Source organism: Thioalkalivibrio sp. (assembly GCF_041690275.1).
Classification (GTDB): domain Bacteria; phylum Pseudomonadota; class Gammaproteobacteria; order Ectothiorhodospirales; family Ectothiorhodospiraceae; genus Thioalkalivibrio.
Genome location: NZ_JAWLHP010000038.1, coordinates 15,617 through 30,517 on the forward strand (window position 1 = coordinate 15,617; position 14,901 = coordinate 30,517).

Consider the following 14,901-nt stretch of genomic DNA (forward strand, 5'->3'; position numbering starts at 1 on the left):
GCGTACAGTATGACGAGAAGCGGCCGCCGTTTACACCCGGTGCCCGCCCAAAAAAGCGACCCGACGATGGCCCGCCGGCCGCGCGTTCTCAGGAGCGCAGCGTGGCCCGGAGCGCGAGGCGCACGAGGGCCTCGGTGGTGTCGGCCTGCCCGCGCACCGCCGCGAGCATGCGTTCGGCATCCGCGGCGCGGTACCCGAGCGCCTGCAGCGCAGCCGCCGCCTCGCGTTCCCCGCCCGGGCCCGACGCCGGCGTACCGGTCTCGCCCCCGGTGCCGAATCCGAGCTCGGTCAGCCGCTCGCCGAGCTCCAGCACCACCCGCTCGGCAGTGCGGCGGCCGATGCCCGGCACCCGGGTGAGCGCGGCGATGTCCCCGGCCGTGATTTGCCTTGCGAGCTCGTCAGCGGCCATCGCGGACAGCATCGCCAGCGCCAGGCGCGCACCGATGCCGTTCACGCGGATCAGGCGTCGGAACAGGTCGCGGTCGCGCGCCCGCAGGAAGCCGAACAGCACATGGGCGTCCTCGCGGACCACCAGGTGGGTGAACAGCACCACCCGGGCCCCGGCTTCCGGCAGACTGGCGAGGGTGGACAACGGCACCTCCACCTCGTAGCCGACCCCGCCCACGTCCAGCAGCACGCTCTGCAGATCGCGCGTGCGCAGCACGCCTTCGAGCCGCGCGATCATCAGCGGAGCGCGAGCGCTGCCAGCTGGCGGCTGGCATAGCCGCGCGTGTGCTGTGTGTGGGCGTGGCACACTGCCACGGCCAGCGCATCCGCCGCATCCGTCTGCAACGACTCCTCGATCTGCAGGATCTGTTGCATCATGTGCTGGATCTGCCCCTTTTCCGCCCGGCCGCTACCGACCACCGCCAGTTTCACCGCACGCGGTGCGTACTCGTATACCGCCAGCCCGGTCCGGGTCGCGGCGCAGATGGCGGCACCGCGCGCCTGCCCGAGCTTCAGCGCCGACTGCGCATTGCGCGCCATGAACACCGATTCGATCGCCAGGGCCTCGGGCGCCATTTCCGCAACCACCCGTTCCACCCCGTCGAATATCGCCCCCAGCCGCTGCGGCAGCTCCCCGGAGCCGGTCCTGATCACGCCGTAACCGCAGGCGCGCAGATGGTCGCCGTGGGTCTCGATCACCGCAAAGCCGGTCAGGCGCGACCCGGGATCGATGCCGAGGATGCGCATGGACGTCAGTCGCCGGAGACGGACGCGGGGAAGTCGGCGTTGGTGTAGACGTTCTGCACGTCGTCGAGGTCGTCGAGCATGTTCAGCAGCTTCAGCACCGACTGCGCCGTGTCGTCGTCGAGCGGCGCGAGGGTCCCGGCGCGCATCGTGACCTCGGCGTTCTCCGGCTCCAGGCCCGCGGCCTGCAGCGCCGCGAGCACCGGCTCGTAGCTCTCCGGGTCCGTGAGCACCTCCACCGAGCCGTCCTCGTCCACCATCACGTCCTCGGCACCGCCCTCGATCGCGGCCTCCATCACCGCCTCGTCGTCGGTGCCCGGCGGGTAGCCGATCACGCCCTTCTTCTCGAAGAGGTAGGCCACCGAACCGTCGGTGCCGAGATTGCCGCCGGTCTTGGTGAAGGCGTGGCGCACGTCCGCCACGGTCCGGTTTCGGTTGTCGGTCATGCAGTCCACGAGGATCGCGGCGCCGCCGGGTCCGTAGCCCTCGTACCGCACCTCCTCGAAGTTGTCGCCGTCCATCTCCCCGGCACCGCGCCTGGCGGCGCGGTCGATGGTGTCGCGGGTCATGTTTGCGGCCAGCGCCTTGTCGGTCGCCAGGCGCAGTCGGGGATTGGCGGCGGGATCCGCACCACCGGCGCGTGCGGCCACCGTGATCTCCCGGATCAGCTTGGTGAACAGCTTGCCGCGCTTCGCGTCCTGAGCGTTCTTGCGATGCTGGATATTCGCCCACTTGCTATGACCGGCCATGATGATTTGTCCTGAAACTCCACGAAATAAGAGACGCCAGTTTAATCGCCGGAGGGACCCGCCCTCCTACAAGATACCGCCATCGGCGCAGCAGGCCAGCCCCCTGGGCAACCCGTTCCCGTTCCCTAACCGCCGGCAGCAGGCTGGGGCCGGATCCGGAGGCCCAGCTCCCGGAGCTGGGCGTCACTGACGGGCGCGGGGGCCTCGGTCAGCGGACAGGCCGCACTCTGGGTCTTGGGGAAGGCCATCACGTCACGGATGCTGGCAGCGTCGGCGAGCAGCATCACCAGGCGGTCCAGGCCGAAGGCGATGCCCCCGTGCGGGGGGGCACCCTGTGTCAGCGCCTCGAGCAGGAAGCCGAACTTCTCGGTCGCCTCCTTCTGCCCGATCCCCAGCAGCTCGAAGGCGGCACGCTGCATCTCCGGGCGATGGATGCGGATGGAGCCGCCGCCGACCTCGGTTCCGTTCAGCACCATGTCGTAGGCCCGGGACAGCGACTTGTGGGGATCTGCGCGCAGGGCCTCGGGATCCATGACCGCCGGAGCGGTGAAGGGGTGATGCAGCGCAAATAGCCGCTTCTCCCGCGGGTCCCATTCGAACATCGGGAAATCCACCACCCAGAGCGGGCGCCAGCCGGCCTCGACCAGGCCACGATCGTGGCCGAGCCGCACCCGCAGCGCACCGAGGCTCTCGTTCACCACGGTGGCCTTGTCCGCGCCGAAGAAGATCAGGTCGCCATCCCCGGCCCCGGTGCGTTCGAGAACGGCGCGCGTCACCGGCTCGGGCAGGAACTTCAGGATCGGCGACTGCAGGCCCGCCGGGCCCTCCGCGAGGCGGTTGACCTTGATGTAGGCGAGGCCGCGCGCACCATAGCGCCCCACGAAATGCGTGTAGTCGTCGATCTCCTTGCGCGACAGCGCGCCACCCGCCGGAAGCCGCAGCGCGGCGACCCGGCCCTCGGGATCGTTGGCCGGGCCACTGAAGACCTTGAATTCGACCTCGCGCATCAGATCCGTCAGGTCGGTGAACTCGAGCGGAATCCGCAGATCGGGCTTGTCGGAGCCGAACCGGGCCATCGCCTCGGCGTAGGCCATCCGGGGGAACGGGTCCGGTAGCTCCACCCCGAGCACGTCGCGGAACATCGCGCGGATCAGGCGCTCGTTCAGGCTCATCACCTCGTTCTCGTCGACGAAGGCCATCTCGATATCGAGCTGCGTGAACTCCGGCTGCCGGTCGGCGCGCAGATCCTCGTCCCGGAAGCAGCGGGTGATCTGGTAGTAACGGTCCATGCCGCCGATCATCAGCATCTGCTTGAACAGCTGCGGCGACTGCGGCAGCGCAAAGAAGCTGCCCGGGTGGGTGCGGCTCGGCACGAGGTAGTCGCGCGCGCCCTCGGGAGTCGCCCGCGTGAGCATCGGGGTCTCCATGTCGAGGAAGCCCTGATCATCCAGGAACCGGCGCAGGCTGCGCGTGACCCGCGCCCGCAGGCGCAGCCGCTCCTGCATCAGCGGCCGCCGCAGGTCGACGTACCGGTAGCGCAGCCGTGTCTCCTCGCCGACATCCTCGTCATCGAGCTGGAACGGCGGCGTGCGCGAGGCATTCAGCACCTCGAGCTCCGTGCCCAGCACCTCGATCGCGCCGGTCCTCAGCTCGGGATTGGTGGTGCCCTCCGGACGGCGGCGTACCCGCCCGGTCACCCGCAGCACGAACTCATTGCGCACCTGTTCGGCGACGCGGAAGACCTCGGCCCGGTCCGGATCGAAGACGATCTGCGCCAGTCCCTCGTGATCGCGCAGATCGATGAAGATCACCCCGCCGTGATCGCGGCGCCGGTTGACCCAGCCGCAAAGGGTCACCTCCGAGTCCAGCTCCTTCTCGGTGACCAGTCCACAGAAATGAGTCCGCATTGCGCCAGTTTCCAGCCAGGGGTGAGCGTGCTCCACAACGGAGTCGGGCGGGACCGGCCGCGAGCCGCGCCCGCCCGAAGGGGCAAGGATGTTACGTTTTGGTCAACGGAGGCGCAACCTCGGCCGGATACCTCGGCTTGGCGGGCCACTTTGGCACGACGACGCCCAGCGACATCACGAACTTCAGCCCGTCCTCCACCGACATGTCCAGCTCGACCGCGTCCTCGCGGGGAACCATGATCACGAAACCGGAGGTGGGGTTGGGGGTGGTCGGGATAAAGACCGTGATCACATCGTGTTCGATGCGCTGCTGCACCTCGCCCACCCCCAGACCGGTCTGGAAGCCCAGGGTCCACAGACCCTTGCGCGGGTACTGCACCATCAGCACCCGCTTGAAGGACTCCGCACCATCGTCGAGCACCGTGTGCACCACCTGCTTCACCGCGCTGTAGATCGAGCGGACCAGCGGAATGCGATCGACGATCGCGTCGCCGATGTCGAACAGCTTGCGCCCGACGAAATTCGCGGCGATCAGGCCGGTAATGAGCACGATCACGATCGCCACCACCACGCCGATGCCGGGTACGCTGAAGCCCAGGACCGCCTCCGGCCGCCAGCTCGGAGGCAGCAGCAGCATCGTGAAGTCGAGCATGTCCACGAGGAGCTTGATGATCAGCCCGGTCACGATCAACGGGACCCAGACCAGCAGTCCCGCAATCAGATAGCGGCGAAGGTGGACCAGCACTCAGCCGGCCTGGGCGTTCGTCGCGCTGCCGCCCGGGCTGGAGGCCGGCGGGCCGGAGGTGCCGGACGCCCCGCCTTCGGGCTTCGGCGCATCCTTCAGGTTGCGCTTCCCGTCCTTCTTGAAATCGGTCTCGTACCAGCCGCCGCCGGCCAGGCGGAAGCCCGCCGCCGACACCAGCTTCGACAGTTCAGGCGCGCCGCAGGACGGGCAGTCGGTCAACGCCGCGTCCGAGAGCTTCTGGATCACCTCGGTCTTGCTGCCGCAGCCGCGGCATTCGTATTCGTAGATCGGCACGGTTCACTCCGGATGCTGTCAGGGGATGGGCGTATTATGCGGCCGAATCTTGCGAATGAAAGCATCTGCCTGACAAACTCCTGCCGTGACCGCGCGACGGGCGGTCACGGCGCATGAAGAATCGAGGCAAAACCATGGCCGACAAGATCGTGATCATGCTGCTGACCCTGGATCTCGACCGTTATGGCACGCTGGGAGCGCCGTTTTTCCAGGCCACCGCGGCCGCGGCGATGGACCTGGAGGTCGAGGTGTATTTCGCGGGCGAGAGCACCCGGCTGCTGATCACGGGGTTCGCGGAGGCCATCCACCCGGGCACGGCCCGGGAGAAATCGGTCTACAGCTTCATGCAGGATGCCCACGACGCGGGGGCGCGCTTCTACGCCTGCACCGGCGCCATGCAGGAGAACGGCCTGACCCTCGACAACGCGATTCCCGAGATGGACGGCATGCGCGGGGGCGGTGGATTCATTGCCGAGGTGATCGAACCCAACGTCGTCACGCTGACCTATTGAAATGCCGGATCACGCCCGCGCGGTCCTGATCACCGGCTGCTCCTCCGGCATCGGCGAACACGTCGCCTTTGCGCTGAAGGAACGCGGCTACCGGGTCTTCGCCACCGCGCGCCGCGGAGAGTGCGTCGCACGCCTCAATGGCCGGGGACTGGAGGCGCTGCGCCTCGACCTTGATGACCCGGCAAGCATCCAGAGCGCGGTGCACGAGGTGCTTGCGCGCACCGGCGGCAGGCTCTACGCCCTGTTCAACAACGGCGCCTACGGGCAGCCGGGTGCGGTCGAGGACCTCTCCCGGCAGGCACTGCGCGCCCAGCTGGAGACGAACGTCCTCGGCTGGCTGGAACTCACCAACGCCGTGATTCCGGTGATGCGCCGGCAGGGCGAGGGACGCATCATCCAGAACAGCTCGGTGCTCGGCCTGGTTGGCCTGCGCCTGCGCGGCGCCTACGTCTGCTCCAAGTTTGCGATCGAAGGCCTGAGCGACGTGATGCGCCACGAGCTGCACGGCAGCGGCATCCACGTAGTGCTGATCGAGCCCGGGCCCATCCGCAGCCGGTTCCGGGCCAATGCCTTCCTGGCCTACCGCCGCTTCATCCGGCCGCGACAGAGCTACTGGCGACAGACCTACGAGCGCGCCGAGAGCCGGCTTGCCGACGCCGGCCGCGACGCTCCTTTCACGCTCGGTCCGGAGGCCGTGCTGAAGGCGGTGATCCGTGCCCTCGAGGCGCGGCGGCCGAAGGCCCGCTACCGCGTGACCCTCCCGACCCACCTGTTCGCGACACTCAAGCGGCTGCTGCCAACGCCGGCGATGGACCTCGTCCTGCGCGCGGTCTCGCGCGGCGAGAACCGCTGACGGCGGCCCCGCGGATGAACCTGATCTTCTTCGTGCTGGTGGCCGTGGCCTTCTTCAGTGCCGCCTGGCGGGAACTGACGGAGATCGGCACTGACGCCCGACCGATGCAGGAACTGTCGGAGGCGGCGATCAGTTCCGCCGGCAGCGCGGTGGAACTGGCCATCGGCCTGGTCGGCGTGATGGCGCTGTTCCTGGGACTGATGAAGGTCGCGGAGGCCGGCGGACTGCTGACCGTGCTTGCGCGGCTGCTCCGGCCGCTGATGACCCGCCTGTTCCCCAGCGTGCCCCCGGAGCACCCGGCGATGGGCGCGATGATCCTCAACTTCTCCGCGAACATCCTCGGCCTCGGCAACGCCGCGACGCCCTTCGGGATCCGGGCAATGCAGGAGCTGAACCGGCTGAACCCGCATCCGGGCACGGCCACCAACGCGATGGCCCTGTTCCTCGCGATCAACACCTCCAGCATCACGCTGCTGCCCACCGGCGTGATCGCGCTGCGGGCGAGCCTCGGCGCGGCGGAACCGGCCGCGATACTGCCCACGACACTGTTCGCCACGCTGTTCGCGACGATCACCGGCATCACCAGCGCCCTGATGCTGCAGCGCTTCTTCCCGCCGCCCGCGCCGGCGCCGCCCCCCGGCGCCGTGACCGCAGCGGAACCGGAACCGGATGCCCGGACCCGCCCGGAGCCGGAGGGCGCGCCGGACGCCGCACAGCCGACCGGCATCGAGGTGCCCGCCGAGGGCTACCCCGCCTGGGTCAGCGTGCTGGCGCTGCTGGGCGTTCTGGCCGTCATCCCGCTGACCATTCTCTACGGCCAGGCGATCGCTCCGTGGATCATCCCGGGGCTGATCATCGGCTTCCTGCTGTTCGGGGTCGCCCGCGGGGTGCGGATCTACGAGGTCTTCGTCGAGGGCGCGAAGGAGGGCTTCCAGGTCGCCCTGCGCATCATTCCCTACCTGGTCGCGATCCTGGTCGCGGTCGGCATGCTGCGCGCGAGCGGGGCGCTCGGCGTGTTCGTCGGGCTGCTCGCGCCCTGGACCGCCCCGCTGGGGCTTCCGCCCGAGGCGTTGCCGATGGCGCTGCTCCGGCCGCTGTCCGGATCCGGGGCCTACGGCATCATGGCCGGAATCATGCAGGACCCGGCGACCGGCCCCGACACCCACGTGGGATTGCTGGTCTCAACCCTCCAGGGCTCCACGGAGACCACCTTTTATGTGCTGGCGGTGTACTTCGGCGCAATCCAGGTACGCCGGGTGCGGCATACGCTGGCCGCGGCGCTGTCGGCCGACGTTGCCGGGGTGATCGCCGCGGTATTCATCGTCGGGTGGCTGTTTCTGTGAGGCCGCGACGGCCATCCGTGCAGGCTGGAAGAGCCACCGGGCCAAAGGCCCTCGCCCGATGCCGACCTGACCGTGATGACCCTGCGCCACCCCCGACCATGAAGGCCCCCGCCCCCGCTTGCGGGGGAGGGTTGGGGTGGAAGGAGGGCCACGGCGGGATGCGACCTTACTGCTTGCGGTAGGGATCGAAGTCGAACTTGCCCTCGGTCATGTCGTCCCACAGCTCGCTCTGCAGTACCGCCAGGAGCTTGAACAGGCGGCGCAGCTCCGCGTCGTCCATGAACTGCTGGTCGCTGCTCGCCTTCAGTGCGTCCGCCAGCAGCGCGCACTGATCGCGCGTGATGCCCGTGATGTCCAGGCCTTCTTCACCCATCTCCACCTGCATGTTCACCTCCTGCGTTCGCCGGCGGCTCCCCCGGCAGGCACCGCCACTGGGTCAGGCTGACTGCGCCTTGATCAGGTCCACGCGCGAGCGCACGTAGAGGTAGTACAGCACCGGGATGATCACCAGCGTCAGCAGCGTGGACACCAGGATGCCAAAGATCAGGGACACCGCAAGCCCGCTGAAGATCGGATCGTCGATGATGAAGCCGGCGCCGACCATCGCCGCGAGACCGGTCAGCACGATCGGCTTGGCCCGCACCGCACCGGCATTGACCACCGCCTCGGTCACCTCCACACCGCGCCGGATCTCCTCGTTGATGAAGTCAACAAGCAGGATCGAGTTGCGCACGATGATCCCTGCCAGCGCGATCATGCCGATCATCGAGGTCGCGGTGAACTTCGCGTCCATGAACAGGGCATCCACGAAGGCGTGCCCGGGCATCACCCCGATCACGGTCAGCGGGATCGGCGCCATGATGATCAGCGGCACCATGTAGGAGCGGAACTGGGCCACCACCAGCAGGTAGATCAGGATCAGGCCGACCGAATAGGCGATGCCCATGTCCCGGAAGGTCTCATAGGTCACCTTCCATTCGCCGTCCCACTTCAGGCTGAACCGGTAGGGGTTGTCGGGCTGCGAGACGAAATACTGGTCGAGGGGATCGCCAAAGGCCATCGGCATGTCCTGCAGCTGCCCGAAGAGGTCGGCCATGCCGTACAGCGGGCTGTCCACGCCCCCGGCCTGATCGCCGATGACGTACACGACCGGCAGCAGGTTCTTGTGGTGGATCGAGTGCTCTCGGGAGGTGTCGATCACGTTCACCACCTCGGAAATCGGCACCAGCGCACCGCCCTCGGAACGCACGTGCATTCCGAGAACTGCACCGAGGCTGCCAAGGTCCGCCTGCTCGAACTGCAGGCGCACCGGCACCGCGTATTTCACGTTCGTGCCGTAGAGGAAGGTCACGTCCTCGCCGGAGAGGGCGGTCTGCACGGCGCTGACCACCGTCTGCTGCGACACGCCCAGTCGGGCGGCGCGCTGCCGATCCACCTGCAGGATGTATTTCGGCCCCGGATGTTCCACCGAGTCGTCGATGTCCGTGAGGTGGGGCGTGTCTTCGAAGACCTCCCGGACCCGGTGTGCGATCTCGATCTGTCCGTCGTAATCCGGCCCGTAGATCTCCGCGACGATCGGGGACATCACCGGCGGCCCCGGCGGTACCTCGACCACCTTCACCCGGGCCCCGTGGCGCTCCGCAATCTCCTTGATCGCGGGCCGCACCGCGAGCGCGATGTCGTGGCTCCTGCGGCTGCGGTCGGCGGCGTCGGTCAGATTCACCTGGATATCGCCCAGATGCGCGCCCTCCCGCAGGTAGTACTGACGCACCAGGCCGTTGAAGTTGATCGGGGCCGCGGTGCCGGCATAGGTCTGTACGTCTTGCACCTCCGGCACGCTCCGCAGGTAGTCGGCCATCTCCGACAGGGCGCGGGTGGTGCTCTCGAGACTGCTGCCCTCGGGCATGTCCAGCACGACCTGAAATTCCGCCTTGTCGTCAAAGGGCAGCATCTTCAGCACAACGGCCTGGAAGTACACCAGCGACACCGAGGCGAGAATCAGCACCAGCGTGCCGGTGAACATGATGATCCGCGCCAGCCGGGCCTTTGCCGTCGTGCCGAGGAACGGCCGCAGGATCACGTTGAAGATGCGCATCAGCTGCTTTGAACCGGTCTCGTCGCCGTGCCCGCCATGGCCGGCCAGGATCGCCTTCTCGTGACGCTCGGCCTGGCGCCTGAGCACCTTGTACGTGAGCCACGGGGTGACCACGAAGGCGACCGCCAGCGAGATGATCATGCCCAGGCTGGCATTGATCGGGATCGGGCTCATGTACGGACCCATCAGGCCGGTGACGAAGGCCATCGGGAGCAGGGCCGCGATGACCGTGAAGGTGGCCAGGATGGTTGGGCCGCCAACCTCGTCCACCGCCACGGGAATCGCCTCGAGGAACCTCTTGCCGCCCATGCTCATGTGCCGGTGGATGTTCTCCACCACCACGATCGCGTCGTCCACGAGAATCCCGATGGAGAAGATCAGCGCGAAGAGCGACACGCGGTTGAGGGTGAAGCCCCATGCCCAGGACGCGAACAGTGTCAGTGCCAGCGTGATCACCACTGCGGTGCCGACGATGAAGGCCTCGCGCCAGCCAAGCGCAATCCACACCAGCACCACCACGGAGGCGGTGGCAAAGATCAGCTTCTGGATCAGGGTCTTGGCCTTGTAGTCCGCGGTCGCCCCGTAGTTGCGGGTGATGGTGGCCTCCACGCCATCGGGGATGTAGATCCCGCGCAGCTGGTCGAGCCGGTTCACCAGCGCATCGGCAATGTCCACCGCGTTGGTGCCCGGTTGCTTGGCCACGGCGACGGTCACCGCCGGATGCATCTCGCCGAAATACGCCTCTTCAGCGGCTGCCGGCCCATAGGCGAAACCCACGTGCTGGGTGGTGTAGGCGGGCCCCTGCACGACCTCGGCAACGTCCGACAGGTAGACCGGAAGCCCATCGTGCATGCCCACCACCAGCGCGGCAAAATCCTCGGGACGGGTGATGAAGTCGCCGGCCTGCACCAGTACTTCCTGGTTGTCCAGGTACAGCGCACCCGCGTCGCGGCTGAAGTTGCTGGCCCTCAGCGCCTTGCGCAGATCGTCGACCGAGAGGCGGTGGCCCGCCAGCGCCTCGGGCCGGAAGCGCACATGCACGACGTGGTCCGGGCCGCCCATGGTGTAGATGTCGCGGGTGCCCGGCACGCGCTTGAGTTCCGATTCGATCGCATGCGCGACCGCCAGGAGGTCGTGGCCGCCGCGGGTCTCGTCGTCGGTCCACAGGGTGATGGTCACGATGGGAACGTCGTCGATGCCCATCGGCTTGATCAGCGGCTCCCCGACTCCGAGGTTCTCCGGCAGCCAGTCCCGGTTGGAGAAGACCTGCGTGTACAGCCGGACCAGCGCCTCGGTGCGGTCTTCGCCGACCTTGAACTGAACCGTGATCTTCGCGAGGTTCGGCTGCGAGGTCGAGAAGATGTCGTCGAGGCCCTCGATCTCGGACAGCACCTGCTCGGCAGGGGTCGCAACCAGTTGCGCGACCTCTTCCGCGGTCGCCCCGGGGAACGGGATGAAGACGTCCGCGATGGTCACGTTGATCTGGGGTTCCTCCTCGCGCGGGGTGATCAACACCGCGAAGGCGCCGAGGAGCAGGCCCACAAGGGCCAGCAGCGGCGTGATCTGGGTGGTCAGGAATTTGCGGGCGATGCCCCCGGAGATGCCCATGGGCGCCTCTTCCCCGTTCCGGCCGGACCCCGTACCCCCCCCTTGCGGACGGTCCTGCTCACTCATCGTGCCACCCGCTGGGTTTCCTTCATGTGGATTCCGGCATGCACCGGGTCCAGCGCCACCCGCTCACCCTGCCGCAGGCCGGCCAGGACCTCGAACCCCTCGGGCAACTCCCGCCCCACCCGGATCTGGCGGAATACGATGCGGCCCTCCGGATCGATCACATAGACCGCGACCACCTCGCTGCGGAAGACGACGGCCTCCGACGGCACCACCAGGCGCTGGTCTTCTCCCAGCTTGATCGCGGTCTTCACGAACATGCCCGGAAACAGGCCGGAGGTGTCGTCGAGTTCCGGCAGGTTCACGCGCACCTGGAAGCTGTTGGTCGCGGGATCGGCATAGGGAAAGATCGTGAGGCTCTCGGCCTCGATGCGTTCTCCGCCATCGAGCACCACATACGCGGTGCGGTGTCGCCGCAGCGGATCCATCAGCTGCTGTGGCACATCGACCTCCACCCGCACCTGTTCGAGGCTGATCCCGCTCAGCAGGGGAGACCCCGGGCTGACCGACTCGCCCACCTCCACGTGTCGTTCCGTGACGATGCCGGCATAGGGCGCACGGACCTGCGTGTACTCGACCTGTTCCCGTGCCTCCGCCAGCGCGGCCTGGGCCGATTCCAGCCGGGCCCGCGCCGCATCCCGGGCCGCACGCGCGCGGTCGTACTCCGCCTCCGATACCAGTTGCTCGCCAAATATGTTCTCGATGCGCTCGAAGTCGGCACGGGCCTCCAGGAACTGCGCGCGCGCCTCGCTGAGATTGCCCTCGGCCGCCCGTACGCGTGACTGCTGCTCGGTGTCGCTGATCTGAACGACCAGATCGCCCTGCTCCACGAAGTCGTCCACGTCATACCGGATCTCCAGCACCCTTCCCGAGGTCTGGGCGGAGATCGTCGAGCGCTGCACCGCCTCGACCCGTCCGTCGAGAATGCGTTCGTGCATCAGCGTCTCCCGTTCGACCGTCGCGGTGAGAAACGGCATCTGGGCCGTCGCCACGATGGGCAGTGCCAGCAGCGCCGCAGCGGCCAGTTTCGTCCATAGAGCCTTCATGATCCCGTCCCCGATAGCCTTGATGTAACCCGTTGCGGGCCTCAACATATTAGTGTTCTCTAATATATCCTATATTACACCGGATTCTGTCTTAACCCCAATCCTCTTGATGTGAAGATCGCGCACAGTGCGCCCCGGACACCCCTGCCACGACCTGGAGCCAGGGGGGACGGGGGAAACGATCGCAGCGACGAGAGCGATCTCCATTCCTTCGGGCAGCGTGATCTAGTGTAGTGCAGTTTGGCCGGGTATTGACTCCCGACCTGGCGGGGCAAGCTGGTACCATGTCGTGATTCCAACATCGCCGGAACGCGCGCATGCCACTGCTGAGCATCGAGACCAATACGCCGCTGCCCGCCAACAGCGGACGCCTGACCGCCACACTCTCGAGCGCGACCGCGGAATGGCTGGGCAAGCCGGAGGCCTACGTGATGGTGCGCCTGCAACACAACCCGGACATGCGCTTTGGCGGCACCACCGAACCGCTGGCCTACTGCGAGCTGAAGAGCATCGGTCTGCCCGAGTCGCGCACCGCCGAGCTCTCCCAGGCGCTGTGCGAACGGCTTGAAGAACTGCTCGCGATCCCCCGCGAGCGCGTCTACATCGAATTCGCCGATGCCCCGCGCAAGCTCTGGGGCTGGAACAGCGGCACGTTCTGACACCTCGCCGGCCGCGCCCGACGCGGCGCCCGGAATCCAGCGAACCTGCAGGAACGGAACCCATGCGCATCTCGCAATTCCCCCTCAACACCCTGAAGGAGACACCCGCCGAGGCGGAGGTCGTCAGCCATCAGTTGCTGCTGCGCGCCGGTTATATCCGGCGCCTGGCGTCGGGACTCTACACCTGGCTGCCGATCGGCCTGCGCGTATTGCGCCGGGTCGAGCAGATCGTACGGGAAGAGATGGATCGCTCCGGCGCGCTGGAACTGCTGATGCCCGCTGTACAACCGGCCGAACTGTGGCAGGAGTCCGGGCGCTGGGAACACTACGGCGCCGAACTGCTGCGACTGAAGGATCGCCACCAGCGCGACTTCTGCTTCGGTCCCACGCACGAGGAGGTCATCACCGACCTCGTCCGGCGCGAGATCCGCAGCTACAGGCAGCTGCCGGTCAACTACTACCAGATCCAGACCAAGTTCCGCGACGAACGCCGGCCCCGCTTCGGGATCATGCGTGCCCGCGAGTTCCTGATGAAGGATGCCTACTCCTTCCACCTGGAACCGGACAGCCTCCAGCAGACCTACGACGCGATGCACGCCGCCTACACGCGCATCTTCGAACGCTGCGGGCTCGAATTCCGTGCGGTCGAGGCCGACACCGGCGCGATCGGCGGCAACGCCTCGCACGAGTTCCACGTGCTCGCCGACTCCGGCGAAGACCGCATCGCCTTCTCCGCGGGCGGCTATGCGGCCAATGTCGAGCTGGCCCCCGCCCCCGCTGCCGAAACCGCCCCACCACCACGGCAGGCGCTCGAGAAGGTGGCCACCCCGGGGGTGCGCAGCATCGAGGAGTTGTCCGCGTTCCTGGACGTACCGGCGAGGCAGACCGTGAAGACCCTGGTGCTGGCCGCGAGCAGCGAGGTCAGGGCGCCGCTGGTCGCGGTGCTGCTGCGCGGCGACCACGAACTGAACGCGGTGAAGGCCGAGAAGCACCCCTGGATCGACGCCCCCCTGCGCATGGCGGCCGACGCCGAGATCCGGGCAGCCGTAGGCGCCGGCACCGGCTCGCTCGGACCGCTGAACTGCCCCCTTCCGGCGCTGGCGGACCAGGCGGTGGCCGGGCTCGCCGATTTCGTTGCGGGGGCGAATGAAGATGACCATCACCTGACCGGGATCAACTGGGAACGCGACCTTCCCCTTCCCGAAACCGCCGATCTGCGCAACATCGCCCCGGGCGAACCGGCGCCGGACGGCTCCGGCGCGATCGAGATCCGCCGCGGTATCGAGGTCGGCCACATCTTCCAGCTCGGGGACAAGTACAGCCAGGCCCTGAACGCGACCGTACTCGACGAGGCCGGCCGAGAACGCACGATGGCCATGGGCTGCTACGGCATCGGCGTGTCGCGGGTGGTTGCCGCGGCCATCGAACAGAATCACGACGAGCGCGGCATCCGCTGGCCGCAGGCGCTGGCCCCCTTCGACGTCGCGCTGTGCCCGATTGGTGCGAAGAAGTCCCAGCGGGTCCGCGAGGCGGCGGCCGCGCTGCACGATGAACTGGAGGCCGCCGGACTCGCGGTGCTGCTGGACGACCGCGAGGTCCGTCCGGGCGTGATGTTCGCCGACATGGAACTGATCGGCCTGCCGCACCGACTGGTGATCGGCGAACGCGCGCTCGACGAGGGCCAGATCGAGTACAAGGGGCGCAACGACACCGAGGCGCGCCGGATCGAACGCGCCGGAATCGTCGCCTTCCTGCGGCAGGCCCGCAACGTTCCCGGACCCAGGTCGTAGGAGCGCGGTGGGAGCGGCTTCCAGCCGCGATGGCTTCAGGTAAGAC

The 14,901-nt window shown here is 67.7% G+C and carries 14 protein-coding genes; 5 read left to right on the forward strand and 9 right to left on the reverse strand.

Annotated features, from left to right (window positions below; all coding sequences use genetic code 11):
• Positions 1-88: 88 nt before the first annotated feature.
• From ruvA to ACESMN_RS08880, 6 genes are all read right to left on the reverse strand, one after another.
• Complete coding sequence (ruvA, locus tag ACESMN_RS08855; protein WP_373053231.1) at positions 89-685, reverse strand: Holliday junction branch migration protein RuvA; 597 nt, start codon at positions 683-685, stop codon at positions 89-91.
• A complete protein-coding gene (ruvC, locus tag ACESMN_RS08860) occupies positions 685-1,194 on the reverse strand; it encodes a crossover junction endodeoxyribonuclease RuvC (protein WP_373053232.1) in 510 nt (169 codons plus the stop codon). The genes ruvA and ruvC overlap by 1 nt, the downstream gene beginning before the upstream one ends.
• A gap of 5 nt (positions 1,195-1,199) precedes the next feature.
• The gene (locus ACESMN_RS08865) at positions 1,200-1,940 is read right to left on the reverse strand and encodes a YebC/PmpR family DNA-binding transcriptional regulator (protein ID WP_373053233.1); all 741 of its coding nucleotides are present in this window, start codon (positions 1,938-1,940) and stop codon (positions 1,200-1,202) included.
• 125 nt (positions 1,941-2,065) lie between these two features.
• Positions 2,066-3,847, reverse strand: coding sequence for an aspartate--tRNA ligase (gene aspS, locus ACESMN_RS08870; RefSeq protein WP_373053234.1), 1,782 nt, complete (start codon positions 3,845-3,847; stop codon positions 2,066-2,068).
• Positions 3,848-3,938: 91 nt separating this feature from the next.
• Positions 3,939-4,592, reverse strand: a complete 654-nt coding sequence (locus ACESMN_RS08875; RefSeq protein WP_373053235.1) for a DUF502 domain-containing protein — start codon at positions 4,590-4,592, stop codon at positions 3,939-3,941.
• A complete protein-coding gene (locus tag ACESMN_RS08880) occupies positions 4,593-4,886 on the reverse strand; it encodes an FmdB family zinc ribbon protein (protein WP_373053236.1) in 294 nt (97 codons plus the stop codon).
• 134 nt (positions 4,887-5,020) lie between these two features.
• Here ACESMN_RS08880 and ACESMN_RS08885 point away from each other — a divergent pair, with 134 nt between their 5' ends.
• The 3 genes from ACESMN_RS08885 to ACESMN_RS08895 are packed head-to-tail and all read left to right on the forward strand — an operon-like array spanning position 5,021 to position 7,594.
• Positions 5,021-5,398, forward strand: a complete 378-nt coding sequence (locus ACESMN_RS08885) for a DsrE family protein (RefSeq protein ID WP_373053237.1) — start codon at positions 5,021-5,023, stop codon at positions 5,396-5,398.
• A gap of 1 nt (position 5,399) precedes the next feature.
• Positions 5,400-6,251: an SDR family NAD(P)-dependent oxidoreductase gene (locus ACESMN_RS08890; protein WP_373053238.1), complete on the forward strand. Its 852-nt coding sequence runs from the start codon at positions 5,400-5,402 to the stop codon at positions 6,249-6,251.
• Between the two features lie 14 nt (positions 6,252-6,265).
• Entirely contained in the window at positions 6,266-7,594 is a 1,329-nt protein-coding gene (locus tag ACESMN_RS08895) for a nucleoside recognition domain-containing protein (protein WP_373053239.1), read from the forward strand.
• Positions 7,595-7,760: 166 nt separating this feature from the next.
• Here ACESMN_RS08895 and ACESMN_RS08900 read toward each other — a convergent pair whose 3' ends face one another.
• The 3 genes from ACESMN_RS08900 to ACESMN_RS08910 all read right to left on the reverse strand — a co-directional run bounded on the left by ACESMN_RS08900 (position 7,761) and on the right by ACESMN_RS08910 (position 12,406).
• Positions 7,761-7,979, reverse strand: a complete 219-nt coding sequence (locus ACESMN_RS08900) for a hypothetical protein (RefSeq protein ID WP_373053240.1) — start codon at positions 7,977-7,979, stop codon at positions 7,761-7,763.
• 51 nt (positions 7,980-8,030) lie between these two features.
• Complete coding sequence (locus ACESMN_RS08905) at positions 8,031-11,297, reverse strand: efflux RND transporter permease subunit (protein WP_373053241.1); 3,267 nt, start codon at positions 11,295-11,297, stop codon at positions 8,031-8,033.
• A gap of 62 nt (positions 11,298-11,359) precedes the next feature.
• Positions 11,360-12,406 (reverse strand): efflux RND transporter periplasmic adaptor subunit, encoded by a 1,047-nt coding sequence (locus ACESMN_RS08910; RefSeq protein WP_373053242.1) that lies wholly within the window; start codon positions 12,404-12,406, stop codon positions 11,360-11,362.
• A gap of 317 nt (positions 12,407-12,723) precedes the next feature.
• On the opposite strand from ACESMN_RS08910, the gene ACESMN_RS08915 reads away from it, so the two are divergent.
• Positions 12,724-13,065 (forward strand): phenylpyruvate tautomerase MIF-related protein, encoded by a 342-nt coding sequence (locus tag ACESMN_RS08915; protein ID WP_373053243.1) that lies wholly within the window; start codon positions 12,724-12,726, stop codon positions 13,063-13,065.
• 62 nt (positions 13,066-13,127) lie between these two features.
• Entirely contained in the window at positions 13,128-14,855 is a 1,728-nt protein-coding gene (locus ACESMN_RS08920) for a proline--tRNA ligase (protein ID WP_373053244.1), read from the forward strand.
• Positions 14,856-14,901 lie beyond the last annotated feature (46 nt).

What these genes read in the sequence shown, in the direction of transcription:
- ACESMN_RS08910 (WP_373053242.1), bottom strand. Translation starts at nt 12,406, where the DNA reads ATGAAGGCTCTATGGACGAAACTGGCCGCTGCGGCGCTGCTGGCACTG.
- ACESMN_RS08885 (WP_373053237.1), top strand. Translation starts at nt 5,021, where the DNA reads ATGGCCGACAAGATCGTGATCATGCTGCTGACCCTGGATCTCGACCGT.
- ruvC (WP_373053232.1), bottom strand. Translation starts at nt 1,194, where the DNA reads ATGCGCATCCTCGGCATCGATCCCGGGTCGCGCCTGACCGGCTTTGCG.
- ruvA (WP_373053231.1), bottom strand. Translation starts at nt 685, where the DNA reads ATGATCGCGCGGCTCGAAGGCGTGCTGCGCACGCGCGATCTGCAGAGC.
- ACESMN_RS08905 (WP_373053241.1), bottom strand. Translation starts at nt 11,297, where the DNA reads ATGGGCATCTCCGGGGGCATCGCCCGCAAATTCCTGACCACCCAGATC.
- ACESMN_RS08890 (WP_373053238.1), top strand. Translation starts at nt 5,400, where the DNA reads ATGCCGGATCACGCCCGCGCGGTCCTGATCACCGGCTGCTCCTCCGGC.
- ACESMN_RS08920 (WP_373053244.1), top strand. Translation starts at nt 13,128, where the DNA reads ATGCGCATCTCGCAATTCCCCCTCAACACCCTGAAGGAGACACCCGCC.
- ACESMN_RS08900 (WP_373053240.1), bottom strand. Translation starts at nt 7,979, where the DNA reads ATGCAGGTGGAGATGGGTGAAGAAGGCCTGGACATCACGGGCATCACG.
- ACESMN_RS08865 (WP_373053233.1), bottom strand. Translation starts at nt 1,940, where the DNA reads ATGGCCGGTCATAGCAAGTGGGCGAATATCCAGCATCGCAAGAACGCT.
- ACESMN_RS08895 (WP_373053239.1), top strand. Translation starts at nt 6,266, where the DNA reads ATGAACCTGATCTTCTTCGTGCTGGTGGCCGTGGCCTTCTTCAGTGCC.
- aspS (WP_373053234.1), bottom strand. Translation starts at nt 3,847, where the DNA reads ATGCGGACTCATTTCTGTGGACTGGTCACCGAGAAGGAGCTGGACTCG.
- ACESMN_RS08915 (WP_373053243.1), top strand. Translation starts at nt 12,724, where the DNA reads ATGCCACTGCTGAGCATCGAGACCAATACGCCGCTGCCCGCCAACAGC.